The sequence below is a fragment of the Sphingomonas flavalba genome (assembly GCF_047553045.1).
GTDB lineage: Bacteria > Pseudomonadota > Alphaproteobacteria > Sphingomonadales > Sphingomonadaceae > Sphingomonas_L > Sphingomonas_L flavalba_A.
On record NZ_CP180208.1, the window covers coordinates 1863229 to 1888625 of the forward strand.

General features: G+C 65.7%; 18 protein-coding genes and 1 tRNA gene. 14 read left to right on the plus strand and 5 right to left on the minus strand.

Annotation, left to right across the window (positions count from 1 at the left end):
* Positions 1-302: 302 nt before the first annotated feature.
* Entirely contained in the window at positions 303-1538 is a 1236-nt protein-coding gene (locus tag ACMT1E_RS08930; RefSeq protein ID WP_414899750.1) for a hypothetical protein, read from the minus strand.
* A 246-nt stretch (positions 1539-1784) separates the two neighbouring features.
* A complete protein-coding gene (locus ACMT1E_RS08935; RefSeq protein ID WP_414899751.1) occupies positions 1785-2468 on the minus strand; it encodes a hypothetical protein in 684 nt (227 codons plus the stop codon).
* Positions 2469-2562: 94 nt separating this feature from the next.
* Between ACMT1E_RS08935 and ACMT1E_RS08940 the strand changes: the two genes are divergently transcribed.
* Positions 2563-3734, plus strand: a protein-coding gene (locus ACMT1E_RS08940; RefSeq protein ID WP_414899752.1) for an IS3 family transposase whose coding sequence is annotated in 2 segments (ribosomal slippage) — positions 2563-2836 and positions 2836-3734 — 1173 coding nt in all. Because the reading frame shifts where the segments join, the coding sequence is not laid out codon by codon here.
* Here ACMT1E_RS08940 and ACMT1E_RS08945 read toward each other — a convergent pair.
* Entirely contained in the window at positions 3727-4812 is a 1086-nt protein-coding gene (locus ACMT1E_RS08945; protein ID WP_414899754.1) for a tyrosine-type recombinase/integrase, read from the minus strand. The two genes, ACMT1E_RS08940 and ACMT1E_RS08945, sit on opposite strands and share 8 nt — an antisense overlap.
* A gap of 178 nt (positions 4813-4990) precedes the next feature.
* Positions 4991-5077, minus strand: a tRNA-Leu gene (locus ACMT1E_RS08950).
* Between the two features lie 102 nt (positions 5078-5179).
* Here ACMT1E_RS08950 and ACMT1E_RS08955 point away from each other — a divergent pair.
* The 5 genes from ACMT1E_RS08955 (at position 5180) to ACMT1E_RS08975 (ending at position 13863) form a co-directional block, all read left to right on the plus strand.
* The gene (locus ACMT1E_RS08955) at positions 5180-6118 is read left to right on the plus strand and encodes a complex I NDUFA9 subunit family protein (protein WP_414899755.1); all 939 of its coding nucleotides are present in this window, start codon (positions 5180-5182) and stop codon (positions 6116-6118) included.
* A 40-nt stretch (positions 6119-6158) separates the two neighbouring features.
* On the plus strand, positions 6159-6965 hold the full coding sequence (locus ACMT1E_RS08960; protein WP_414899756.1) for an undecaprenyl-diphosphate phosphatase: 807 nt from the start codon (positions 6159-6161) through the stop codon (positions 6963-6965).
* A 154-nt stretch (positions 6966-7119) separates the two neighbouring features.
* Entirely contained in the window at positions 7120-8577 is a 1458-nt protein-coding gene (locus ACMT1E_RS08965) for an NAD(P)-dependent oxidoreductase (protein ID WP_414899758.1), read from the plus strand.
* Positions 8578-8632: 55 nt separating this feature from the next.
* Positions 8633-13150, plus strand: a complete 4518-nt coding sequence (gltB, locus tag ACMT1E_RS08970) for a glutamate synthase large subunit (protein WP_414899760.1) — start codon at positions 8633-8635, stop codon at positions 13148-13150.
* Positions 13151-13191: 41 nt separating this feature from the next.
* A complete protein-coding gene (locus tag ACMT1E_RS08975) occupies positions 13192-13863 on the plus strand; it encodes a glutathione S-transferase family protein (protein ID WP_414899762.1) in 672 nt (223 codons plus the stop codon).
* A gap of 42 nt (positions 13864-13905) precedes the next feature.
* Here ACMT1E_RS08975 and ubiG read toward each other — a convergent pair whose 3' ends face one another.
* Positions 13906-14649: a bifunctional 2-polyprenyl-6-hydroxyphenol methylase/3-demethylubiquinol 3-O-methyltransferase UbiG gene (gene ubiG / locus ACMT1E_RS08980; protein ID WP_414899763.1), complete on the minus strand. Its 744-nt coding sequence runs from the start codon at positions 14647-14649 to the stop codon at positions 13906-13908.
* 73 nt (positions 14650-14722) lie between these two features.
* Here ubiG and ACMT1E_RS08985 point away from each other — a divergent pair, with 73 nt between their 5' ends.
* The 8 genes from ACMT1E_RS08985 (at position 14723) to ftsH (ending at position 25374) form a co-directional block, all read left to right on the plus strand.
* A complete protein-coding gene (locus ACMT1E_RS08985) occupies positions 14723-15967 on the plus strand; it encodes an aspartate kinase (RefSeq protein ID WP_414899764.1) in 1245 nt (414 codons plus the stop codon).
* A 29-nt stretch (positions 15968-15996) separates the two neighbouring features.
* Positions 15997-16986, plus strand: coding sequence for an NAD(P)H-dependent flavin oxidoreductase (locus tag ACMT1E_RS08990; protein ID WP_414903358.1), 990 nt, complete (start codon positions 15997-15999; stop codon positions 16984-16986).
* A 169-nt stretch (positions 16987-17155) separates the two neighbouring features.
* Entirely contained in the window at positions 17156-17935 is a 780-nt protein-coding gene (locus ACMT1E_RS08995; RefSeq protein ID WP_414899765.1) for a PEPxxWA-CTERM sorting domain-containing protein, read from the plus strand.
* Positions 17936-18067: 132 nt separating this feature from the next.
* A complete protein-coding gene (gene ptsP, locus ACMT1E_RS09000; RefSeq protein ID WP_414899766.1) occupies positions 18068-20344 on the plus strand; it encodes a phosphoenolpyruvate--protein phosphotransferase in 2277 nt (758 codons plus the stop codon).
* A 126-nt stretch (positions 20345-20470) separates the two neighbouring features.
* Positions 20471-21307, plus strand: a complete 837-nt coding sequence (locus ACMT1E_RS09005; RefSeq protein ID WP_414899767.1) for a RodZ domain-containing protein — start codon at positions 20471-20473, stop codon at positions 21305-21307.
* 87 nt (positions 21308-21394) lie between these two features.
* Positions 21395-22369, plus strand: a complete 975-nt coding sequence (locus ACMT1E_RS09010; RefSeq protein ID WP_414899769.1) for a YbgF trimerization domain-containing protein — start codon at positions 21395-21397, stop codon at positions 22367-22369.
* Positions 22360-23328, plus strand: a complete 969-nt coding sequence (tilS, locus tag ACMT1E_RS09015; protein WP_414899770.1) for a tRNA lysidine(34) synthetase TilS — start codon at positions 22360-22362, stop codon at positions 23326-23328. The genes ACMT1E_RS09010 and tilS overlap by 10 nt, the downstream gene beginning before the upstream one ends.
* Before the next feature lie 99 nt (positions 23329-23427).
* Positions 23428-25374, plus strand: coding sequence for an ATP-dependent zinc metalloprotease FtsH (ftsH, locus tag ACMT1E_RS09020; protein ID WP_414899771.1), 1947 nt, complete (start codon positions 23428-23430; stop codon positions 25372-25374).
* Positions 25375-25397: the final 23 nt, after the last annotated feature.

Sequence of the window (25397 nt, forward strand, 5' to 3'; positions counted from 1 at the left end):
CCGAGGGCAACAATAAGGGCAACTTTTGTTGCCGCTGCTGTTGCCCTTAGCCGGATTTCGCCGGACGGTGTCTGGCGATTCTCGGTCTAAAAATGCTGTGAAACCAGCCGCTTACTGGACGCTGCTGGACGCATCCAGAGCCAGTATTGGTGCCAGAAGAGGTAAGGCAATGGACACCCAAGCAGCTGATCTGGGGACGAAAAATTCAATCGAAGACCGCTAACAGTCACCATATCAGACACAGGCGTTTCGGGGAAGCCAATATCACCTGAAATCGACCGCGCTGCCGCGTGCAATGGCCACTAGTAACGCGGCGGTCGGAAGCCGTGATCGTCATCGCCGCCGAACAGCCTGCTCTCCTCGAGGCGACGCTCGAGACCATAGGACGACAAGGCCGCCTCGCGCTTGGCGAGCCTGTCGTCGGCAAATGCCAGAAGGCGCGCGACACGTCCGGTTGCCTCGGTTCCTCGCTCGGCGCGTAGGGCCGCTATCAGTCTGCGAAGCCGATCGAGCCTGCCGACTTCGTCAAGGAGCTCGTCAAGCGCCGCGATACGGCGTTCCTCGACATGCTGCTCCCGAAGCGCCTGTTCACGACGCAGGCGCTCTTCTTCGCGCTGCCTCGCATCCTCCTCGCGGCGCTGGCGGTCCTCCTTCCGTGCAGCGGCGAGCACGGCGATACCGACCACGATGTCTACCGGCATGTTCTCCAGCCGCTGGACCTTGGCATCGCGAAACGACCGCCGGGGGCTGCTTTGCAGCAGATAGAAGTGCTCCAGCTCAAACGACAGCTTGCCGGTTGGGTGGTAGGCCCATTCGGGAAAGCGCGGCGGGAAGACGCTGAAGTCTTCATCATCCCACGAAGCAGGCCTGCTCCAGTATTTTTCTCGCTTCTTTTGCCAGGCGGCTTGTTCGGCCTGCTCCTTTTCCGTCAGCACATGCTTTTCGCGCCGGGTCATCTCGGTGACCGAGAAGCCGATCATTTCTCCGTCGCACTCGAAGGCTGCCGCTTTTTCGGTCCGGACGATCTTCACGCCCATGGAGGCGCCGGTAGCGGCAATCCTGTTCAACACCGTTTCCAGGCGATCGGTCGACTCCGGCGCTACCGTGACCTTGATCAGACCTGCCTGCTCGACGGCGGCCAAGCCTGTGATCGCGGTGGCCTTGGTCTTGCGAAGCTTGGCAAGGGTTCGCTCCACAATCGGATCGGGCTTGAGCTCACCACCTGCCTCGATGGCAGACGCCATCACGCGCGCGTTCTCGCGGGCGGTCGCGATCAGTTCCGGTTCGGGTCGCAGCTCTCCGCTGGCGATGGTGATCCGGTCAGCGTCGCCGGACTTCACCTTCGGAAGCGGCGTCTGCTTCACCGGCTTGCCCGCGGCCTTCTTCGCCCACCAGCCCAGCGGCGGATTTGGAATGCCGTGCTTCCTGCAGATCTTGTGGAGCGCGACATCGGAAAGCGCGAATTCCTTGGCCAGGTACGTCATCGGCTTCGACCAGACGAGGTCGTAGAATTCCTGTCGGGAGAAGGTGCGGGACATCCAGCACTCCAAGTTTTGTCCTAATTCACATTCACGATGAAGATGGCGCAGCTGCAACTCTGATCAGATCCGGCCCTTTCAAGATCACTCAATTTCATCTTTGGAATTTGTGGCAGAACTACATTCCAGATATACTACTGCCATACATTTCAATGCCCTGCTTTGACGGGGCGCTTGTGCCTTTCGTAACAGCGTGCACATCCAGAGGCGCAGTGTCGGATGGGTAAACTGCTCGGGAACGACCACTCACCCGCCTACGACCCTGCTGACAGCATCCACTGCGTTGATGATCGTCGGGAGAAGACCGGTGACCTTCGCAACAGCGATGGGCGCTCCCGCTACAAGGGCGGCATCCACGAACTTGGTCGCGCGCTCACCAACCCACTTCGCCAGCTTCAAGGCGAGACCAAGGATGCGCGACGTGCCGGCCTCGACCGCAGCCTTGTCGGGCTGCGGTTTTTCGAGCTCCGCTTCGACTACCGCAATGTCATCGAGCGCTGCGGCAAGATCCGTCCGTTGGATTCCCAGGTCTTCCTGTTCGGGAGGCCCGTTGTGGCCACGCCATGCGAGCTCGACTTCAAGGTCCTCGATCTGTTGACGAAGAATGGCCAAGGCCTTCTTTGCATCGCCGAGATCGTCATCGCCAGGCCCGGGAGTCGGCCCGAGCAGATGCGAAAAGCCGGGATCGTCGAGCAGCATGGCGCGAATGCGAGGACGGACAAGTTTGCCGACACTTTCTGCGGGCGAGAAATCCTTCAGGATGGGACCACCCAGTTCCTGAACGACCGCCGAGATGTTGCGCATGCGATAGCGGATTGCAGCGTCATTGCGCAGCGCGAGAGGGCCACTGAGAAGCGCCTGTGCAACAGGCTCGGACCGCCCCTCGCTCCCACGTAGCTGCAGCCGAAGGAGCAGCACGTAGACGTCCACCGACTGCCGAAGTTCATCGTCGGTCTGGTGTGCCTTGAGAAAGTTGGTCCAATTCTGAAGAGAGCCCGATTGGGCGAAAGGATTGGAGAAATATATGGGACGTCAGCGATTTACGCCGGAGCAGATCATCGCGAAGCTGCGTGAGGTGGATGTGATTGTTGGGCGGGGCGGGACCGCGGTCGAGGCTTGTCGGCAGATCGGGATTGCCGAACAGACGCTCTATAGGTGGCGCAAGGAATATGGTGGCCTGAAGGTCGACCAGGTGCGTCGGATGAAGGATCTGGAGCGGGAGAATGCGCAGTTGAAGAAGCTGGTTGCCGATCTCGCCCTCGACAAGGCGATCCTGCAAGAGGCGTCAAAGCTGACTTTTTGAGCCCCTCCCGTCGCCGCGAGGCGATCGAGCAGGTCCGACGCATTCTTCCAGTATCGGAGCGTCGGACCTGCCGTGTTCTGGTTCAGCATCGCTCGACGCAGCGACATCGTCCAAAGGATGACAGCGACGAGCAGCGTCTGACAGCTGATATTGCCGCACTGGCCAAGGATTATGGCCGGTACGGCTATCGCCGCATCCATGCTCTGCTCGGCCATGCCGGCTGGCAGGTCAGCCTATCGGTTGTCGAGCGCATCTGGCGGCGGGAGGGTCTTAAAGTGCCGAAGCGGCAACCGAAGCGACGTCGGCTCTGGCTGGGCGACGGATCGTGCATCCGATTGCGCCCGCAGCATCGCGGACATGTCTGGTCATACGACTTCGTCGAGGATCAGACGCGCAATGGGCGCAAGTTCCGGATGCTCAACATCATCGATGAGTATAGCAGGGAATGCCTGGCGATGGTGCCGCTGCGGCGGTTCCGGTCCAATGACGTCATCGACGTGCTGGCCGATCTGTTCATCGAACACGGGCCGCCCAAGCATATCAGGTCCGATAACGGCCCTGAGTTCGTCGCGCATGCGGTGCGTGAATGGTTGGGCCGGCTCGGGGTCACCACGCTCTACATCGAGCCGGGCAGCCCGTGGGAAAACGGCTACATCGAGAGCTTCAATGCACGCCTGCGCGATGAGCTGCTCAACGGCGAGATCTTCTACAGCCTTGAGGAGGTCCGCTGCGTCACCGGCTGGTGGCGCGATCATTACAACCGACTGCGTCCGCACAGCAGCCTCGGCTATCGCCCGCCAGCGCCGGAAACCATCAAGATGCCAGCCTGGCCGCTCGGCTCCGCTGCGCTCCACCTCCCGCCCAGGCTGGCATCAGAAATGCGGATCAGCTAATCATGAAACCGGACCAGTCATCGCGGGCAGTCCAATGCCATCGGCCCATTTCGTTAAGCAATGAAGCCGCCAACGCCCGGAAACCATGCGCGGTCATTTCTCCCGTCTTATATCCCATACGCCGGAGAGCCTGATTGACCCCGTTTTCGGACATCGGTCGCCTCGGACTTCCCATGCAGGGAAACAGATGCTGGCGATGCCCGCTGATTTCGCGCAATTCCTCGATCAGTGCCCGCGACTGGCGCGAGAGTGGCACCTTATGCGGTCTTCTCATTTTCATCCGTTCGGCCGGAATCGACCAGACAGCTTTTTCGAGATCCAGTTCACTCCATTCCGCTTGACGCAGCTCTCCGGGACGGACGAACAAGTGTGGTGACAGAAGCAAAGCCATGCGCGTTACTGCCTGACCGTTGTAGGCGTCGATTGTCCTAAGCAGGATTCCCACTTCGTCGGGCTCGGTGATCGCGGCATGGTGCTTCGTCTTTGGCGTGGTGAGCGCTCCACGCAAATCGGCGGCGACGTCGCGGTCACAGCGCGCTGTCGCGATGCCATAGCGAAACACCCGGCTGAGGACACTGCGTATCCGCCTTGCGCTTTCGTAGCGGCCGCGTTCCTCGACCTTTCGCAGGACTGACAGGGCCTCGATCGGCGTGATCGCATCGATCGGATGAGAGCCGATCAGCGGATAGGCCATGCCCAGCAGCCAGCGGATCTTGTCGAGCGTGACCTCGGCGCGTCCTTCGCGTTCGCACTTGGCGATCCACTCGAGCGCGACGGCCCTGAAGGTTGTGGCCGTGGCGAACTTTTTGGCGATCTTGGCGCGTTTCTTCTCGACCACAGGATCGAGTCCGTCCGCAATTGCCTTTCGCGCTTCGCGGCATTTCTCTCGTGCCTCGGCGAGCGAAGTGGTCGGCCAAGGCCCCATGTGCAGCGTTTTTGCAACCCCGCCATATCGATAGCGGAAGCGCCAAAGTTTCGCGCCTGTTGGTTGGATGGTGAGGGAGAGGCCCTCTCCGTCTGAGAGGCTGTAGGGTTTAGTGTTCGGTTTGGCGGCAGCAATCTGGAGTTGAGTCAGCATGATCGGGTTCCCGGTCTTTCCGGGCCCACTCAGCAGACACATCAGCATACACAATTTGTGTATCTTTTGCTGGAATCCGCTGGATCATCCCGGACGTTTATCCGGCGATCTTCGGTCTATTTTCGCTTTGAAACCAGCTGCTTGCTGGACGTCTCTGGACGCTTCCAGAGAGAACAAATGGTGCCCAGAAGAGGACTCGAACCTCCACGGGGTAACCCCCGCCAGCACCTGAAGCTGGTGCGTCTACCAATTCCGCCATCTGGGCACGGGGTAGGCTGGCGCGCTTAGCGGGGGCGGTCGGCGCTTGTCAACCGACGTAAGCATGGGGCAAGGGGCATAAAGTGCATTTCAGGGAGTTTCCGACAGGATGAAGGACAAGCTGGTCACGCTTTTCGGCGGTGGCGGATTCATCGGTCGCTACACGGCGCAAGCGCTGCTGCGGGCCGGCGCACGGGTACGCATTGCCCAGCGCGACCCGCGCGCGGCCTGGTATCTGAAGCCACTCGGCGGATTGGGCCAGACCCAGTTCGTCGCGTCCGATCTGCGCCACGCGGACAGCGTTGCGCGCGCCGTGGCCGGCGCCGATGCAGTGGTCAATCTCGTCGGCATCCTGAAAGGGGATTTCAACGGCGTCCATGCCGAGGGTGCAGCGCATGTGGCGAAGGCAGCGCGGGCGGCAGGCGCCGATGCGCTGGTCCATGTTTCGGCACTCGGCGCCAACGCAACGACCGCATCGCGCTATGGCCGCAGCAAGGCCGAGGGCGAAACGCGAGTACGGGCCGCTTTCCCCGAAGCAACAATCCTGCGGCCATCAACCGTGTTCGGCCGAGAGGATGGACTGACCAACCGTATCGCCGGATTGATTCGCATGCTGCCGGTAGTGCCGGTCATCGCGGGTTCAACGCGCCTGCAACCTGTCTTCGCGGTCGACGTCGCTGACGCGATCGTTGCGTCACTCAGCACCGGTAGCACTGCGGGGCAAACGCTGGCGCTTGGAGGGCCGGAAGTGGTGGACATGCAGGCGCTCTACACTCACATCGCCAGCTGGATCGACCGTGGCCCGGCGCTGATCACCGTTCCCGACGGGCTGGCCAGCCTGGCAACGCGCCTTGGTGGCTGGGTGCCCGGCGCGCCGATGACCCACGATCAGTGGCTGATGCTGCAACAGAACTATGTCGTCGGCGCGGAAGCGGACGGTCTTTCGCTGCTCGGCATCACGCCGACGCCGATGGCGGCGGTTGCGCCGGACTGGCTGGTCCAATATCGCCGCCGTGGCCGGTTCGCACTGACCAAGACGCCGGCCTGAACGCCTCCGCCGGGGGCGACCAGATGAAGGACGTTTCCCGATGGGCCTGTTGCTGACCGCCATCCTGCTCGGCATTGTCGAGGGGGTCACGGAATTCCTGCCGGTGTCGTCGACCGGCCACCTGATCCTCGCCAGCGAACTATTCGGCTACAGCGCGGATCAGTGGGCGACGTTCAACATCGTCATCCAGCTCGGCGCGATCCTGGCCGTAGTCGTGCTATACTGGCGCACCTTCTGGACGGTGCTGGTCGGACTTGGCGCGCGCGACCCGGGGTCGTGGCGCTTTGCCCGCAACATCGTCGTCGCCTTTATCCCGGCGGCGGTGCTCGGCCTGCTGCTCCACCGCTACATCGAAATACTGCTCGGCGCGCCGGAAGTGGTGGCGGTGGCGCTGATCGTCGGCGGCATCGCGATCCTGCTGATCGAACGGCTGGTCAGCCCCGCGCGGATCACCGGCGTCGCCGACATCCCGCTCAACCGGACGGTCGCGATCGGCTTCATTCAGTGCCTGGCGATGATTCCGGGCGTCAGCCGGTCCGGCGCGTCGATCCTCGGCGCGCTGGCGCTGGGTGTGGAACGCAAGACAGCGGCGGAATTCAGCTTTTTCCTCGCCATCCCGACAATGGTCGGCGCGACGACGCTGGAATTGTGGAAGAATCACGATCAGCTGGCGACCAGCGCGGTCGGCTGGGACATCATCGGCGTCGGCTTCGCCATCTCGTTCATCGTCGCGCTGGTGGTGATCCGCTGGTTCGTCGGCATCGTCTCGCGCCATGGCTTCGCACCCTTCGCCTGGTATCGAATCGTCGCCGGCGCCCTCGCCCTCGTCTGGCTGCTGGCACGATAGGACCGGATCGGGCTTATGCAGAGACGGAATGTTGCGCACCGCGCGCACAGGATTTCAACATAGTAGTATATAAGTCAGTATAACTGACCCATATTGCCGAATCCGCGTGACGTGGCGGATTTCATGGTTATGCCCGCCTGCGAAAGGACCGGGCATGGCCAATTCTCCGATGCAGAAATTCGTCGGCACCGCGCAGGACTATCCCCCCAAGCGCAGCGCCAGCGAGCGCACCGCCGACTTCCGCGAGATCGCCGATCGCTATGCGGGATTGGAGGCGCGCAAACAGTCGTCGCGCTGCGCCCAGTGCGGCGTGCCTTACTGCTCGGTCCACTGCCCGTTGCAGAACCACATCCCGGAATGGCTGCGCCTGACTGCGGAAGGGCGGCTGCGCGAGGCGTTCGAACTGTCCAACGCCACTTCGCCCATGCCGGAGATTTGCGGCCGCATCTGCCCGCAGGACCGGCTGTGCGAAGGCAATTGCGTGATCGAGAATGCCGGCCACGGCGCCGTCACCATCGGCGCGGTCGAAAAATTCATCACCGACACCGCGTGGGAGGAAGGCTGGGTAGAGCCGTTGCACGCCCAGCCCGATCGCGGCCAGTCGGTCGGCATCATCGGCGCCGGCCCGGCCGGGCTCGCGGCGGCGGAATATCTGCGCACTAACGGCTATGCCGTCACCGTCTACGACCGGCACGACCGCGCCGGCGGGCTGATGACCTACGGCATCCCCGGCTTCAAGCTGGAGAAGGAGGTGGTGACCCGCCGCCTCAACCGGCTGGCCGACGGCGGCATTACCTTCGCGCTCAATTTCGAGGTCGGCCGCGACGCCAGCCTGGCGGAGCTTCGCGCCCGCCACGATGCGCTGCTGATCGCCACCGGTGTCTACAAGCCGCGCGCGATCCGGGTGCCGGGCGTCGGCAGCGCCGGCGTCGTCGCCGCACTCGACTATCTGATCGCATCGAATCGCAAGGGTTTCGGCGACAGCGTCGCTGCGTTCGAAGACGGTACGCTCGACGCGCGCGGCAAGCGCGTCGTCGTCATCGGCGGCGGCGACACGGCGATGGACTGCGTCCGCACCGCCATCCGCCAGGGCGCCACCTCCGTCCGCTGCCTGTATCGGCGGGACCGCGCCAACATGCCCGGCTCGCAGCGCGAAGTCGGCAATGCAGAGGACGAGGGCGCCGACTTCGTCTGGCTGTCGACGCCGGAGGCGTTCGAGGCGGCGGAGACGATCCAGGCCGTCCGCGCCGCCCGCATGCGGCTCGGCACCCCAGACGCCAGCGGCCGGCGCACGCCGGAAATCGAGCCGGGGGAAGGCTTCCGGCTCGACGCCGACATGGTCATCACCGCGCTCGGCTTCGATGCGGAAGACCTGCCCACGCTGTTCGACGCACCGGACCTTGGCGTCACCCGCTGGGGCACGGTGCGGGTCGATCACCGGACGATGATGACCAGCCTCGACGGCGTGTTCGCCGGAGGCGACATCGTCCGGGGCGCCGCGCTCGTCGTCTGGGCGATCCGCGACGGCCGCGACGTATCCGCCCACATCCATGCCTGGCTGAAGCAGCAGAAGACGCGCACCGCCGCCCCGGCGCTGGAGGCGGCGGAATGAGCACGCCGCCCCTCACCGCCCACCTGCCCCCCGCGCCAACCGAAGGAGAGGCACGATGACCGACGCCGCCAAACGCGCCCGCCTCGCCGCCGAGGGCATGTACCGGCCGGACATGGAGTCCGATGCCTGCGGCGTCGGCCTGATCGCCGCGACCGACGGCAAACCCTCCCGCCGCGTCGTCGCTTCGGCAATCGATGCGCTGAAGGCGGTGTGGCACCGCGGCGCCGTCGATGCGGACGGGATGACCGGCGACGGCGCCGGCATCCATGTCGACCTGCCCGCCCGCTTCTTCGACGACGCGATCGCCGCGTCGGGCCACACCCCCCTGCCCAACCGGCTGGCGGTCGGCATGATCTTCCTGCCGCGCACCGACCTTGGCGCACAGGAAACCTGCCGCACCCTGATAGAATCCGAGATCATCGACGCCGGTTACACCATCTACGGCTGGCGGCAGGTGCCGGTCGACGTGTCGGTCATCGGCCCCAAGGCACAGTCGACCCGCCCGAACATCGAGCAGATCATGATCGCCGGCCCGCTACCGGGCGAGCAGGACGAGGCCGAGTTCGAGAAGACCCTCTATCTCGTCCGCCGGCGGATAGAAAAGCGGGCGATCGCCGCGCAGATCAGCGGCCTCTACCTGTGCTCGCTGTCCTGCCGGTCGATCGTCTACAAGGGCCTGTTCCTCGCCCAGTCGCTGTCCGATTTTTATCCAGACCTGGTCGACGAACGGTTCGAGAGCCGGGTCGCCATCTTCCACCAGCGCTATTCAACGAACACTTTCCCGCAATGGTGGCTGGCGCAGCCGTTCCGCACCCTTGCCCACAACGGCGAAATCAACACCATCCGCGGCAACCGCAACTGGATGCGCAGCCACGAAATCAAGATGGCGTCGATCGCGTTCGGCGAGCATAGCGAAGACATCAAGCCGCTGATCCCGGCTGGCGCGTCGGACACGGCGGCGCTCGATGCTGTATTCGAGGCTATCTGCCGTTCGGGCCGCGACGCGCCGACCGCCAAACTGATGCTGGTACCGGAAAGCTGGCAAGACGCCAGCGGCACCCCGCCCAGCCACATGGCGATGTACACCTATCTCGCTTCGGTGATGGAACCGTGGGACGGACCGGCGGCACTGGCGATGACCGATGGCCGCTGGGCGGTCGCAGGCATGGATCGTAACGCGCTGCGCCCGCTACGCTATACGTTGACCGGTGACGGGCTACTGATCGTCGGCTCGGAAACGGGCATGGCCGTCGTTCCGGAAGCGACAGTAGTGGCGAAGGGCCGGCTTGGCCCCGGTGAGATGATCGCGGTCGATCTCGAAGAAGGGCGCCTCTACCGCGACCGCGAGGTCAAGGACCGGATCGCCGCCGAACACCCTTATGCCGAGATGAGCGGCGGCTTCATGACGCTTGCCGACTTGCCGGCTTATGACGGCCCGCTCAGCGGCCGATACGACCGCGCCGAACTCAGCCGCCGCCAGGTCGCCGCAGGCCAGACGCTGGAAGACATGGAGATGATTCTGTCGCCGATGGCCGAAGACGGCAAGGAAGCGATCGGCTCGATGGGCGATGACACGCCGCTGGCGGTGATTTCGGAAAAGCCCCGGCTGATCAGCCAGTTCTTCCGCCAGAATTTCAGTCAGGTGACCAACCCGCCGATCGATTCCTTACGGGAATCCAACGTGATGAGCCTGAAGACCCGGTTCGGCAACCTGGCCAACATTCTCGACACCGGCGGCCAGCGGGCGGATGTGCTCGTGCTCGATTCCCCGGTTCTCGACAGTCGCGACTGGGCTCGGCTTCAGGCCTATTTCGCCGAACAGTCGGCGACGATCGATTGCACCTTCCCGCGCGACGGCGGCCAGGACGCGCTACGCACCGCCATCGCCCAGGTCCGCGCCGAAGCGGAAAAGGCGGTACGAGAAGGCCGCACCGAACTGTTCCTGACCGACGAACATGTCGGGCCGAACCGGGTGGCGATGCAGATGGTGCTTGCGGCCGCCGCCGTGCACACTCACCTCGTCCGCAAGGGCCTGCGCAGCTACGCGTCGGTCAACGTCCGTTCGGCCGAATGTCTTGACACCCATTATTTCGCGGTGCTGATCGGGGTCGGGGCGACCACGGTCAACGCCTATCTGGCGGAAGCGGCGATCGTCGACCGCCACGGGCGCGGCCTGTTCGGCGACCTGGCGCTCGACACCTGCATCGCTCGCTACCGCGCCGCGATCGACGGCGGGCTGCTGAAGATCATGGCGAAAATGGGCATCGCCGTCATATCCAGCTATCGCGGCGGCTATAATTTCGAGGCGGTCGGCCTGTCGCGCGCGCTGGTCAACGATCTGTTTCCGGGAATGCCGGCGAAGATCTCGGGCGAAGGCTATGTGTCGCTCACGGTCAACGCGCTCGACCGGCATGAGGCGGCGTTCGATGACGCGGTCGTCACCCTGCCGGTCGGCGGCTTCTACCGCCAACGCTATATGGGGGAAACGCACGCCTATACCGCGCCGCTGATGCACCTGCTGCAAACCGCGGTCGCCAGCGACAGCTACTCCACCTACCTGCAATTCTCGCGCGGGGTGCGCGACCTGCCGCCGATTTACCTGCGCGACCTGTTCGAATTCAACTATGCCGACCAGCCGGTACCGCTCGATCAGGTCGAGGCGATCACCGAGATTCGCAAGCGTTTCGTCACCCCCGGCATGTCCCTGGGCGCGCTCAGCCCGGAAGCGCATGAAACGCTGGCGATCGCGATGAACCGGATCGGCGCCAAAGCCGTCTCGGGCGAAGGCGGCGAGGACCGCGTCCGCTACAAACCCTATCCCAACGGCGACAACGCCAATTCGGTGATCAAGCAAGTGGCGAGCGGCCGCTTTGGCGTGACCGCCGAATATCTCGGCGCGGCCGAAGAGCTTGAAATCAAGGTCGCGCAGGGCGCCAAGCCCGGCGAAGGCGGCCAGCTGCCCGGCTTCAAGGTCACCGAATTCATCGCCCGGCTGCGCCATTCGACGCCCGGCGTGACCCTGATCTCGCCACCGCCGCACCACGACATCTATTCGATCGAGGATCTGGCGCAGCTGATCTACGACCTGAAGCAAATCAACCCGCGCGCCCGCGTCTGCGTCAAGCTGGTGTCGTCGGCCGGCATCGGCACCGTCGCCGCCGGCGTCGCCAAGGCGCATGCCGACGTGATCCTCGTCGCCGGCCATGTCGGCGGCACCGGCGCCAGCCCGCAGACCAGCATCAAATATGCCGGGACGCCGTGGGAAATGGGGCTGAGCGAGGCCAATCAGGTGCTGACCCTGAACGGCCTGCGCCACCGGGTGAAGCTGCGCACCGACGGCGGGCTGAAAACCGGCCGCGACATCGTCATCGCCGCGATTCTGGGGGCTGAGGAATTTGGCATCGGCACGCTCAGCCTGGTCGCGATGGGCTGCATCATGGTCCGCCAGTGCCATTCCAACACCTGCCCGGTCGGCGTCTGCACGCAGGATGAGACGTTGCGCGCCAAATTCACCGGCACGCCGGAAAAGGTCATCAACCTGATGTCGTTCATCGCCGAAGAAGTGCGCGAAATCCTCGCCCGCCTCGGCGCCCGCTCGCTGGCGGAAATCGTCGGCCGCACCGAATTGCTGCGGCAGGTCAGCCGCGGTGCCGAACATCTCGACGACCTCGATCTCAACCCGCTGCTCGCCAAGGTCGACGCCCCGGCGGAAATGCGGCGCTTCAACATCCCGACCTTCCGCAACGAAGTGCCCGACAGCCTCGACGCGCAGATGCTCGCCGATGCGAAGGCGGTGTTCGAGCGCGGCGAAAAGATGCAGCTGACCTACAATGTCCGCAATGTCCACCGCGCCGTCGGCACCCGCTTCTCGGCGGAGGTGACGGCGCGCTTCGGCATGGCGGCGCTGGCCGACAACCACGTCCAGGTCCGGCTGCGCGGGTCGGCCGGCCAGTCGCTCGGCGCCTTCCTCGCCAAGGGCATCACGCTGCAAGTGTTCGGCGACGCCAACGACTATGTCGGCAAGGGCCTGTCCGGCGGCACGATCGTCGTCCGCCCGACGGTCAGCTCACCACTGGAAAGCCAGCACAACACGATCATCGGCAACACCGTCCTTTACGGCGCAACGGCCGGCAAGCTGTTCGCCGCCGGGCAGGCCGGGGAACGCTTCGCCGTCCGCAATTCCGGCGCCGATGTCGTCGTCGAGGGCTGCGGCGCCAACGGCTGCGAATACATGACCGGCGGCACCGCCGTCATCCTCGGCGCGGTCGGCCGCAATTTCGGCGCCGGCATGACCGGCGGCATGGCCTTCGTGCTCGACGAGGACGGCACCTTCGCGCGTAGCGCCAACCCCGAAAGCATCGTCTGGCAACGCTTCGGCGCGCTGTGGTGGGAAGAACGCGCCCGCGCGCTGATCGCCGAACACGCCGTCGCGACCGAAAGTAGCTGGGCGCACGCGATCCTCGACGATTGGCAGCACTGGCGCGACCGTTTCTGGCAGGTCTGCCCAAAGGAAATGCTCAACCGTCTGGATCAGCCGTTGAACGACACCGCCGACGCGGTCGCGGCCGAATAGTCCCCCTTCCGTTCCGCGCCCTATCCGCCTAATCCCGACGCATGTGGCAGCTTTATCAGTTCCCCCTGTGTCCGTTCTCCCGCAAGGTCCGGCTTCTCCTTGGTGAAAAGGGTGTCGGCTACGAACTGGTGCGCGAATCGCCGTGGGAACGGCGCGACGAATTCCTCGATCTGAACCCGACCGGGCGCACCCCGGTGATGGTAGAGGCAGACAAGGCGATCGTTCTGATCGACAGCAATGCGATCTGCGAATATTTCGAGGAAACGGTAAACAAGGCGCCGATGATCAGCGGCACCGCCGTCAACCGCGCCGAAATCCGCCGGCTGGTCGCCTGGTTCGACGAACAGTTCCATGCCGATGTCGTCGGCCCGCTGATGCACGAGCGGATGCGCAAGCGGCTGATCGATCGGGCCAGCCCTGACGCCGGCGCGCTGCGTCAGGCGATGAAGCTGGCACTGAACCACCTGGACTATACCGATTACCTGCTCGATCACCGCAACTGGCTCGGCGGCGCTACGATCAGCCTGGTCGACCTGACCGCCGCGGCCCATATCTCCGTCGCCGACTATCTCGGCGGCATCGACTGGCGCGGCCATGACCAGACCAAGCGCTGGTACATGGGCCTGAAATCCCGGCCCAGCTTCCGCCCGCTGCTGTCGGAACGGATGGAGGTCATCAGCCCCCCCGACCATTACGACGCGGTGGACTTCTAGGGTTCACCGCTCGCGGAGGCGGCCCTTCGTTCGCCGCCACCCCTACGCCGACCCGGCGTGCGTGGCGGTCAGCAGGTAATTCAGCGAACGGTCGTCCCCCAGCGTAAACCCCCGCGCCGGCGAGAAGCCAAGCCCGGTCACGTCGACCACCCTCAGGCCGGCCGTCGTCAGCAGTGCGGTCAGTTCCTCCGGGGTCAGGAAGCGGTCCCAGTCATGCGTGCCGGGCGGAATGCCGCCGACGGTCTCGCCGATGCCGATCAGCGCCAGCCGCGACAGCGCGGTGCGGTTGGGCGTCGACAGGATCAACAGCCCGTCCTTGGCCAGCGCCCCGGCCAGCGCCGCGACATAGGCCGCCGGATCGGCGACGTGCTCGACGACTTCCAGCGACACGACGAGGTCATACGGCTCATCGCCCAGTTGGTCGACGCTCCCTTCGCGATAGGTGATCGCCAGCCCCTGCCCCGCCGCATGGGCGCGTGCGGCGGCCACGCTTTCCGGCGCCGGCTCGATCCCGGTCACCACCGCGCCCAGCCGGGCGAGCGGCTCGCACAGCAGCCCGGCGCCGCAGCCGACGTCGACAGCACGGCGGCCGGTCAGCGGGCGCCGCTCGGCCGGGTCCAGCCCCCAATGCCGGTCGATCGCGGCGCGCAGGTAGCGCAGGCGGACCGGGTTCAGCCGGTGCAGCATGGCAGAGCTGCCGGCCGGGTTCCACCAGTCCGCCGCCATCGCGCCGAAATGCGCGGCTTCGCGCGGGTCGACGGTGGTTGCGGGGGTGCTTGCGTTCATGATTCCCGATCCCTATCAGGGCCGCGCCCGATTGGCACGGGCTTCCGGGGAAAAAGGGACAACGGACACCACGATGGCGCGGATCGTAATGAAGTTCGGCGGCACGTCCATGGCCGGCATCGAACGGATCAGGAGCGTCGCGGAACGGGTGAAACGCGAAGTCGACGCCGGCAACCAGGTGATGGTCGTCGTCTCGGCCATGGCGGGGGAAACCGACCGGCTGGTCGGCTTCTGCCGTGAAGCGTCGACGCTGTACGATCCGCGCGAATATGACGTCGTCGTATCCGCCGGCGAACAGATCACCAGCGGCCTGCTCGCGATTGCCCTGCAAGCCATCGGCGTGCCGGCGCGCAGCTGGCTCGGCTGGCAGTTGCCGATCCAGACCTCCGGCACCCACAGCAAGGCGCAGATCGACACAATCGATACCGAGGCGCTGGCCGCCTCCCTCGACGGCGGCAGCGTTGCTGTCATCCCAGGCTTCCAAGGGGTCGCCAGCGGCGCGCGGGTTTCCACCCTCGGCCGTGGCGGGTCGGACACGTCGGCGGTCGCGGTCGCTGCGGCGATCAAGGCGGAACGCTGCGACATCTACACCGACGTCGACGGCGTCTACACCACCGATCCGCGCATCGTTCCCCGCGCGCGAAAGCTGGAAAAGGTGACCTACGAGGAGATGTTGGAGCTGGCGAGCGTTGGCGCCAAAGTGCTCCAGACGCGTTCGGTCAGCCTGGCGATGAAAGAAAAGGTGCGCGTTCAGGTACTTTCTTCTTTCGACGACAAGCCCGGAACATTGATCGTCGGCGACGACGAGATCGAGGATACGACAATGGAAAGCCATCTGATCACCGGCATCGCCTATGCGAAGAACGAGGCGAAGATCACCCTGACCCAGGTGCCGGACCGGCCGGGCGCGGTCGCGTCGATCTTTGCACCGCTGGCCGACGCGGCGATCAACGTCGACATGATCATTCAGAACATCGCCCATTCAACCGGCTCGACCGACGTCACCTTTACCGTGCCAAGCGCCGATCTCGCCCGCTCGCTTGACGTGCTGGAAAAGGGGCAGGAAGCGATCGGCTACAAGGATCTGGTCCACGACACCAAGGTCGCGAAGATTTCGATCGTCGGTGTTGGCATGCGGACCAACGCCGGCGTCGCGTCGACGATGTTCAAGGTGCTCGGCGAACGCGGCATCAACATCCAGGCCATCGCCACGTCGGAGATAAAGGTGTCGGTACTGATCGAGGAAGATTACACCGAACTGGCGGTGCGCGTGCTGCACACCGCCTACGGCCTCGATGCCGAGGAGGAAACCGTTTGAGCGCGCCGCATCCGGCGCTGTCCAGCCTGATGGCGCGGGGCACCGCCTTCCTGGGGTGCGAGGTTGCCATCCTCGGTGGCGCGATGTCGTGGGTGTCGGAACGTAATCTGGTCGCCGCCATTTCTAACGCCGGCGGCTTCGGGCTGATCGCCTGCGGCGCGATGACCGCCGACCTGCTCGACGCGGAAATCGCCGGAACGAAGGCGCTGACCGACCGCCCGTTCGGCGTTAATCTGATCACCATGCACCCCGATCTGTTCGACCTGATCGCGGTGTGCGCGAAGCACAAAGTCGGCCATGTCGTCCTTGCCGGCGGACTGCCGCCGCGCGGCAGCCTGGAAGCAATCCGCGAATCGGGGGCGAAGGTCGTCTGCTTCGCCCCGGCGCTGGCGATGGCGAAGAAGCTGATCCGCTCCGGCGTCGACGCGCTGGTGATCGAGGGGATGGAGGCTGGCGGCCATATCGGCCCGGTCGCGACCAGCGTGCTGGCGCAGGAAATCCTGCCGGAAGTGGCGAATGAAGTCCCGGTGTTCGTCGCCGGCGGCATCGGCCGGGGCGAGGCGATCGCCGCTTATCTCGAAATGGGCGCCGCCGGCGTTCAGCTCGGTAGCCGCTTCGTCTGCGCGACCGAAAGCATCGCCCACCCCAATTTCAAACGCGCCTTCATCCGCGCCTCCGCGCGCGATGCCATCACCAGTGTCCAGATCGACCCGCGCCTGCCGGTCATCCCGGTCCGTGCGCTGAAGAACGCTTCGACCGAGCTGTTCACCGCCAAGCAGCGCGAAGTCGCCCAACAGCTCGACGAAGGGCGGATCGAAATGGCCGAAGCGCAGCTCCAGATCGAACGCTACTGGGCGGGTGCCCTGCGCCGTGCGGTGATCGACGGCGATGTCGAGCACGGCTCGGTCATGGCCGGCCAGTCGGTCGGCATGGTCAAGGCGGAGGAACCAGTCGCGGCGATCATCGCCGCGCTGACGGCGGAGGCCGAAGCCGCCCTGGCCGCGCGCCATCCGCGCTGAACCACGCAGATCCCGCTACACGTCGGAAAATTTTACGTTAACCCTGTCCCGTTAACGGACAGCGCGATGCTAAATGCGGAATTTACGGCGTTAGCGCAATCTGGCAAGAAGCTTGCGTTGCAACCGGAAGTGATGTCGCCCCGTCGGGCGATCTGGGGAGTAGAGGGTTATGGTGCGTGTTCGGACGATCGGTGCGTTGACCGCGGCGGCTGCGATGATGGCCGCGACGCCGGCAATGGCCGAGACGGTGGTTTTCAACTTTCTGTCCGCCGGTCAGGGCGGGGGCAAGTATAGCGCATCGGCGGGGGACACGACGGTCAACGTCCGGGTCAGCGCCTGGACCGCTTCGCTCACCGGCAATCACAAGATTTCGTCGGCCTCGCTGCAGAAATACGCTCAGGGCTTCGGCGTGATCACCAACACCGACAATGGCGGCCGCGACAACCTCCACACGATCGACAACAACAAGAGCGCGGATTTCATCCTGCTCCAGTTCGATCAGGCGGTCCGGCTCGACACCGGCGTGCTGAACGCTTTCTCGGTCCTCGGCGGCCCGGCGGACAATGACGCCTATGTCGGCTACGCCACCACCGACAAGGCGTGGAACCAGAATTACAACCTGAGCGGCCTCAGCTACGATGCCGTTTTCGGCGGCTACAGCATCAAGGGTACTGGTTCCAGCGCGCCGATGGCGCTGAACCCGACCGGCGAATTCGCCAATCTGTGGGTCGTCGGCGCCGATTTCTTCGGCATCGACTCGTTCAGCTACAAGGATGGCCGCAAGACCAAGACCAAGGACGTCTATGACGGCTTCAAGCTCAGCTCGCTGATCGTGACCACGCAGACTGCAGTGCCGGAACCGGCGACCTGGGCGATGATGATCGCGGGCTTCGGCCTGGTGGGCGCAGGTCTGCGCCGGCGTTCGCGCAGCCGGGTCGCGGTGGCCTGATCCCACAACCGCATCCGGCTGTGCGAAACGGCCCGTCGGGGATCGCCCCGGCGGGCCGTTTCGTGTCTGCGCCCCGCCGCGGCCGGACAAAGGAGCAAGACGCCGGGCCTTCGGTCTGGTAGCAGCAACGCCATGCCTGTCAGTGCCGCCGCCGCCGCCCGTGAGATTCTCACCCGCCTTCACGACGTGATGGCCGCACGCAGCAATCCGCAGGCTAAGCTGGCGCAGGTCGTCAACATGATCGGCGAGGCGCTGGATAGCGAAGTCTGCTCGATCTACCTGCTGCGCGACGGGGTTCTGGAACTCTACGCCACCCGCGGCCTGAAGCAGGAAGCGGTCCATGTCACCAAACTGGCGTTCGGCGAAGGGCTGGTCGGTTCGATCGCCGACAATGTCGAAACGCTCAACCTGGCGGAAGCCGCCGCCCACCCCGATTTCGCCTACCGCCCGGAAACCGGGGAGGATCTCTACCACAGCTTCGCCGGCGTTCCGATCGTCCGCCATCAGGAAGCGGTCGGCGTGCTCTGCGTCCAGCACAGCGACCCGCGCCGCTATGACGAGGTGGAGATAGAGGCGCTGCAAACGGTGGCGATGGTGCTGTCGGAAATGATCGCCAATGCCGGGCTGATCGATGATCACGGCACGGTCAGCGGCCGGGTCAACAGCACCCAGGCGATGCAGATCGCCGGCCAACGCCTGGTCGACGGCATGGCGCGCGGCCACGCCGTCTATCACCAGCCGCGCATCCGCATCGAACACACCGTGGCGGAAGACATCGAGGCTGAACGCCACCGCGTCTATTCGGCGTTCGACCGGATGCGCGAGCAGATCGAGCGCATGGCGAGCCAGGCCGAATTCGGCGTCGGCGGCGAGCATGAGGAGGTACTCGCCACTTACAAGATGTTCGCCTACGACGAAGGCTGGAGCCGGCGGATCAACGAGGCGATCGACAGCGGCCTGACCGCCGAGGCGGCGATCGAGCGCGTCCAGCAGCGCACCCGCATGCGAATGCGGGAAATCGACGACCCGCTGCTCGCCGATCGGATGCATGACCTGGAGGACCTGTCGAACCGGCTGCTCCGCATCGTCTCCGGCCAGCTCGGCACGGCCGCACAGCTCGGCCTGCGGCAGGACACGATCCTGATCGCGCGCAATCTCGGCCCGGCGGAACTGCTCGAATACGACCGCCGCCGGCTGAAGGGGGTTATCCTCGAGGAAGGCTCTTTGACCGCGCACGTCACCATCGTCGCGCGGGCGATGGGCGTGCCGGTGCTCGGCCGCGTCCGCAACGTTCGCCGGGTCATCGGCGAAGGCGATCTGCTGCTGCTCGATGCCAGCAAGAGCATGCTCTACGTCCGCCCGACGCCGACGATGGAGGAGAGCTTCGACAGCAAGCTGGTTCTCGGCCAGAAACGCCGCGCCGCCTTCGCCGCGATGAAGGGTGAGCCGCCTGTGACGCGCGACGGCACTTATGTCGCGCTGATGGTCAATGCCGGCCTGCGCGACGATGTCGCGGCGCTCGACCTGACCGGGGCGGAAGGCATTGGCCTGTTCCGCACCGAGTTCCAGTTTCTCGTCTCGGCGACGATGCCACAGCGCGAACGCCAGCAACGGCTGTACCGCGACGTGCTCGACGCCGCCGGCGACCGGCCGGTCACCTTCCGCACCGTCGACATCGGCGGGGACAAGGCGCTCCCCTACATGCGCGTCGATTCGGAAGGGCAGGAAGAAAACCCGGCCATGGGCTGGCGGGCGCTCCGCGTCGCGCTGGAACGCGAAGGGCTGATGAAGGCGCAGGCGCGCGCGCTGATCGAGGCCGCCGCCGGGCGCACGTTGAACGTGATGTTCCCGCTGGTCTCCGAACCCTGGGAATTCGACGAGGCGCGCGCACTGTTCGAAGCGCAGCGCCGCTGGCTGTCCGCGCGCAATCGCAAACTGCCGGCGGCGATCCGCTACGGCGCGATGCTCGAAGTGCCGGCGCTGGCCGAAACGCTCGACCTGCTGCTGCCCCGCCTCGATTTTCTGTCGGTCGGCACCAACGACCTGACCCAGTTCCTGTTCGCGGCGGATCGCGCCCACCCGAAACTGGCCGAACGCTACGACTGGCTTAGCCCGGCGATCCTGCGCTTTCTGAAACGCGTGGTCGATCAGGCCCGCGATGCCGGGGTGCCGACCACGGTCTGCGGCGAAATGGGCGGCCGAACACTGGAAGCGATGACGCTGATCGGTCTGGGGGTGGAACGTTTGTCGGTCACCCCGGTCGCGGTCGGCCCGGTCAAGGCGATGATCCGCTCGCTTGAACTCGCACCACTGCGCAAACTGGTCGGAGAATTGCTGGTCAGCCCGCCGCGCGACCTGCGCGGGCGCTTGACTGATTGGGCGGTCGATCAGGGCGTCGAACTGTCCTGACCGGGCGGTGGCCTTCGGCTTTCACGCGAATCCCGCAGGATTCCGGCCCGTTTCCCGGTTGACATTGCCCGCCGGGTCGCGTGTCATGCATGCAACAGGGCGCAGCGTGCTTCCCCGGAAAGAAACATGGTGGAAAATCCGGCAAACGAAGAAAGCCCGCGCGCGGGCACCGTGGGGGCGCGGCTCCGTGCCGGTCGCGAAGCGGCCGGCCTGGACCTCGCCGACATCGCCGCGCGTACCCGCATCCCCCAGCGCCATCTGGAGGCGCTGGAAGAAGACCGGCTGGATGCACTGCCGTCGCCTACGTACAGCATCGGCTTCGCCCGCGCCCATGCCCGCGCCGTCGGGCTGGACGAGGTGGCGATCGCCGCCGATGTCCGCCGCCAGTTGAACGAGGATAATTACGAACGCTCGCAATATGTGGCGTTCGAACCGGCAGATCCGGCGCGGGTACCACCCCGCCTTCTCGCCTGGACGGCGGCGGTCATCGCACTGGCACTGGTCATCGGCTATGTGATCTGGCGCACCGAATGGCTGAGCAGCCCGGCGCCAACCGTCACCACCGCGGTTGCCGATCCGGCGACCAATGCCGCTGCTGCGCCGCCCGTCGACACACCCGCCGCCGCACCCACTCCTTCCACCGGCCCGGTGGTACTGACCGCCACCGACACCGTCTGGCTGCGTGTCACCGACGCCACCGGCAAGCGGCTGTTCGAAAAGGAAATGCAGGCCGGGGAGCGGTATGACGTGCCGACCGATGCCAACACGCCGGTTATCCGCACCGGGCGGCCGCAGGCGCTGGCCGTCACCGTCGGCGGCGTCGCGGTGCCGCCGCTCGGCGATGCCGAACAGACGATCGACAATGTCGGGATCAGCGCCGCCGCGCTCGCCGCACGCCCGGCGCCCGGCGCCACCATACCGGCGACGGCTCCGGCCCCGTCCGTCACCACCCGCCTGCCCTGATCGGCCGGCACGGCACCGGGCGCCCGTCCGAACCATTTCGCCGCCGGTGCGGCCATCGCCCTTCGACAAGCACCGGGTGAATTGGCTATGGCGACATATCTGCTGGTCAATCGCGGAGCCGTTTTGATGCGCCCTAGGCTGCCTTTCCCTGCCTTCCTCCTTGTCCTGCCGCTCGCGGCGACGCTTGCCCTCCCCGCCCCGCTGGCGGCACAGGCAGACACGCTGAGCCCACGTATCAACAAGCTGGAAAAGGAGATGCGCGCCGTTCAGCGCAAGGTCTTCCCCAATGGCGGCACGATTCTGGAACCGGAAATCGCCGCGCCGTCCAGCCCCGCCGATGCGCCCGGCTTGCCGGCGACATCGCCGCTCGCCGACCTGACGGCGCGGGTCAGCGCACTGGAATCGCAACTGGCGACGATCACCGGCCAGAATGAGGAGAATGGCTACAAGATCCGCCAGCTCCAGGATCAACTGGCAAAGCTGACCGCCAATGCGGACGCGCGGCTGAAGGCACTGGAAGGCCCGGTCGATCCGGCCCCGGTCACCGCGCCGGCCGGAGAACCGGTCACCCCGCCCCCCGCCCGCCCGACCACCCGGCCGAGCCCGGCGCCCGCCGCCGCGCCCGCCAGCGACAAGGCCGCCGTCGCCGCCGTCGAGCGCCCGTCCACCGGCAACGAGGCGGAGGATCGCTACATCTATGGCTTCCGGCTGTGGCAGGCGAAGCTCTATCCGGAAGCGGAAGCGGAATTGCAGGCCGTCGCCACCAAATTCCCGCAGCACCGCCGCGCCAGCTACGCGCAGAATCTGCTTGGCCGCGCCTATGCGGATCAGGGCAAGCAGGCGCTCGCCTCGGTCGCCTTCTACGACAATTACCAGAAAATGCCGCGCGGCGAGCGGGCGGCGGAAAGTCTCTACCGCCTCGGCCTGTCGCTGACCGCGCTAAAAAAGCCAGCCGACGCCTGCAAGGCGTTCGACGAATTCAACGACGTCTACGCCGCTACCGCCGATGCCGGGTTGAAGGCCGATGTCGCGGCCGGGCGCAAGGCGGCGCGGTGCCGCTGATCCCGTCGGCGCCCGATCCGGCTCAGGTCGGGCGCTTTCGGGACGTTCTCACCGCCCTCGCCATTCCCGCCGATGCCCCGCTCGGCATCGCGGTGTCGGGCGGGCCGGACAGCCTGGCGCTGCTGCTGCTCGCTCACGCCGCGCATGACGGGCCGGTCGCTGCCGCGACCGTCGATCACGGCCTGCGCCCGGCGGCAGCGGAAGAGGCGGCGACCGTCGCCACCCTCTGCCGGACGCTCGCTGTCGACCACGCCATTCTGCGCGTCACCGTCCACCCGGCCGGCACTGGTATACAGGCGGCGGCGCGCACCGCCCGCTATCGCGCGCTGGCCGACTGGTGCGCTGGCGGCGACATCGCCACCCTCGCCACCGCCCATCATGCGGACGATCAGGCCGAAACGCTGCTGATGCGGCTGAACCGGGGCGCGGGGCTGGCCGGGCTGGCCGGCGTCCGCGCGGATCGGCCGCTGGGGCCGGGCCTGCGCCTCGTTCGCCCGTTGCTCGGCTGGCGCAAGGCGGAACTGGCGGCGTTGGTCGCGGCGCAAGGCATCGCCGCCGCCGATGACCCGTCGAACCATGACGGCCGCCACGACCGCACCGCCATGCGCGCGCTGCTCGCCGCCAACCCGCTGCTCGATCCGCTGCGGATCGCCGCGTCGGCGCACCACCTTGCCGAATCGGAAAACGCGCTCGCATGGGCGGCGGCCGAGATTCTTTCCGGCCGGATCACCCGTGCGCCGGGCGCGATCACCCTCGATCACGCCGGTTTGCCAAGTGAGATGCTGCGCCGGGCGGTCGGTGGAATCCTGTCTGAATTCAACCAACTGCCGGACGGCCCCGCCATAACTGCGTTGATCCAGCGGCTTCATCGCGGCCAGCCGGCGACGCTCGCCGGTATCAAGGCGACGCCCGGCCCGCGCTGGCATTTCGCTCCGGCACCGCCCCGGCGTGGTGGCTGAGCCACAATGAAACGGCGGAACTGAGCGGAACGCGGCCGTCGGCCATTGTCCATTAACGGCTCCATGCCTACATTCGGCAGGAAACAGCGAGAGCGCGGAATGAACGAGAATAAGGAACCCGACGGCAACCCGTGGATGAAGAGCCTGCTGATCTGGCTCGGCGTCGTCGTGGCGCTCATCCTGTTCGTGTCGATGTTCGACAGCCGCGCGCGGACCACCGCGGCCGACGGCATCGCCTATTCGGAATTTCTCCAGCGGGTCGACGAAGGCTCGGTGAAGGAAGTGGCGATCGCGCCGGACATGGTCAGCGGCAAGTTCACCAACGACACGAGCTTCCGTGCAATGGCCCCGGCCGACCCGACGCTGGTCAGCCGCCTGTCGGCCAAGGGCGTTAAATTCTCCGCCCAGCCGAAGGATGAGCCGAGCTTCTGGATGATCCTGCTCTACCAGTCGCTGCCGTTCCTGCTGATCCTCGGCATCGCCTTCTTCGTGCTGCGCCAGATGCAGAAGGGCTCCGGCTCCGGCGCGATGGGCTTCGGCAAGTCGAAGGCCAAGATGCTGACCGAAAAGCACGGCAAGGTGACGTTCGACGACGTCGCCGGCATCGATGAAGCGCGCGAGGAGCTGCAGGAGATCGTCGACTTCCTGAAGGACCCGACCAAGTTCGCCCGCCTCGGCGGCAAGATCCCGAAGGGCGCGCTGCTCGTCGGCTCGCCCGGCACCGGAAAGACCCTGCTCGCCCGCGCGATCGCCGGCGAGGCGAACGTGCCGTTCTTCACCATCTCCGGCTCCGACTTCGTCGAAATGTTCGTCGGCGTCGGCGCCAGCCGTGTGCGCGACATGTTCGAGCAGGCGAAGAAGAACGCGCCGTGCATCGTGTTCATCGACGAGATCGACGCGGTCGGCCGCCATCGCGGCGCCGGCCTCGGCAACGGCAATGACGAACGCGAGCAGACGCTGAACCAGCTTCTCGTCGAAATGGACGGTTTCGAAGCGAACGAAGGCATCATCATCATCGCCGCGACCAACCGGCCGGACGTGCTCGACCCGGCACTGCTGCGCCCCGGCCGCTTTGACCGCCAGGTCGTCGTGCCGCGCCCGGACATCGAGGGCCGCGAGAAGATCCTCGCCGTCCACATGAAGAAGCTGCCGCTCGCGCCCGATGTCGACAGCCGCACCATCGCCCGTGGCACCCCCGGTTTCTCCGGCGCCGACCTCGCCAACCTCGCCAACGAGGCGGCGTTGCTCGCCGCGCGCAAGGGCAAGCGCCTAGTCGCGATGCAGGAGTTCGAGGAGGCCAAGGACAAGGTCATGATGGGCGCCGAGCGCAAGTCCATGGTCATGACCGAGGATGAGAAGAAGGCGACCGCCTATCACGAGGCCGGCCACGCTCTCGTCTCGCTCCACGTCGACGGCTGCGATCCGCTGCACAAGGTGACGATCATCCCACGTGGCCGTGCGCTCGGCGTCACATGGAACCTGCCGGAACGCGACCGTTTCTCGATGTCGATGAAGCAGATGAAGGCGCGGCTCGCGCTCTGCTTCGGCGGCCGCATCGCCGAACAGCTGATCTACGGCAAGGACGCGCTGAACACCGGCGCCTCCAACGACATCCAGCAGGCGACCGACATGGCCCGTTCCATGGTGATGGAATACGGGATGAGCGAGAAGCTCGGCTGGCTGCGCTACCGCGACAATCAGGACGAGGTGTTCCTCGGCCACTCGGTCGCCCGCTCGCAGACCGTGTCGGAAGAAACCGCCCGGCTGATCGACAGCGAAGTCCGCCGCCTGATCGAGGAAGCGGAAGGCGCTGCGCGCAAGGTGCTGACCGACAATCTGCACGAACTGCACCGGCTGGCGGAAGCGCTGCTCGAATATGAGACGCTGAACGGCGAAGAAGCGAAGCGCGCGATCGCGGGTGAGGATCTCGGCCGCGACGAAGGCGACAAAAGCCGGCCGGCCCCGCTGGTCAGCGGCGGCAGCTCGATCCCCAAGACCCGGCGGCCGAAGGGCGGTTTCGGCGATCCAAGCCCGCAAGGCGCTTGACCGGCGACGCATTGCGCTGACAT

Bases quoted from the DNA above. Each gene is read 5' to 3' on its own strand.
- ACMT1E_RS08930 (WP_414899750.1), bottom strand. From the start codon at position 1,538: ATGTCCCGCACCTTCTCCCGACAGGAATTCTACGACCTCGTCTGGTCG.
- ACMT1E_RS08945 (WP_414899754.1), bottom strand. From the start codon at position 4,812: ATGCTGACTCAACTCCAGATTGCTGCCGCCAAACCGAACACTAAACCC.
- ACMT1E_RS08955 (WP_414899755.1), top strand. From the start codon at position 5,180: ATGAAGGACAAGCTGGTCACGCTTTTCGGCGGTGGCGGATTCATCGGT.
- ACMT1E_RS08960 (WP_414899756.1), top strand. From the start codon at position 6,159: ATGGGCCTGTTGCTGACCGCCATCCTGCTCGGCATTGTCGAGGGGGTC.
- ACMT1E_RS08965 (WP_414899758.1), top strand. From the start codon at position 7,120: ATGGCCAATTCTCCGATGCAGAAATTCGTCGGCACCGCGCAGGACTAT.
- gltB (WP_414899760.1), top strand. From the start codon at position 8,633: ATGACCGACGCCGCCAAACGCGCCCGCCTCGCCGCCGAGGGCATGTAC.
- ACMT1E_RS08975 (WP_414899762.1), top strand. From the start codon at position 13,192: ATGTGGCAGCTTTATCAGTTCCCCCTGTGTCCGTTCTCCCGCAAGGTC.
- ubiG (WP_414899763.1), bottom strand. From the start codon at position 14,649: ATGAACGCAAGCACCCCCGCAACCACCGTCGACCCGCGCGAAGCCGCG.
- ACMT1E_RS08985 (WP_414899764.1), top strand. From the start codon at position 14,723: ATGGCGCGGATCGTAATGAAGTTCGGCGGCACGTCCATGGCCGGCATC.
- ACMT1E_RS08990 (WP_414903358.1), top strand. From the start codon at position 15,997: ATGGCGCGGGGCACCGCCTTCCTGGGGTGCGAGGTTGCCATCCTCGGT.
- ACMT1E_RS08995 (WP_414899765.1), top strand. From the start codon at position 17,156: ATGGTGCGTGTTCGGACGATCGGTGCGTTGACCGCGGCGGCTGCGATG.
- ptsP (WP_414899766.1), top strand. From the start codon at position 18,068: ATGCCTGTCAGTGCCGCCGCCGCCGCCCGTGAGATTCTCACCCGCCTT.
- ACMT1E_RS09005 (WP_414899767.1), top strand. From the start codon at position 20,471: ATGGTGGAAAATCCGGCAAACGAAGAAAGCCCGCGCGCGGGCACCGTG.
- ACMT1E_RS09010 (WP_414899769.1), top strand. From the start codon at position 21,395: ATGGCGACATATCTGCTGGTCAATCGCGGAGCCGTTTTGATGCGCCCT.
- ftsH (WP_414899771.1), top strand. From the start codon at position 23,428: ATGAACGAGAATAAGGAACCCGACGGCAACCCGTGGATGAAGAGCCTG.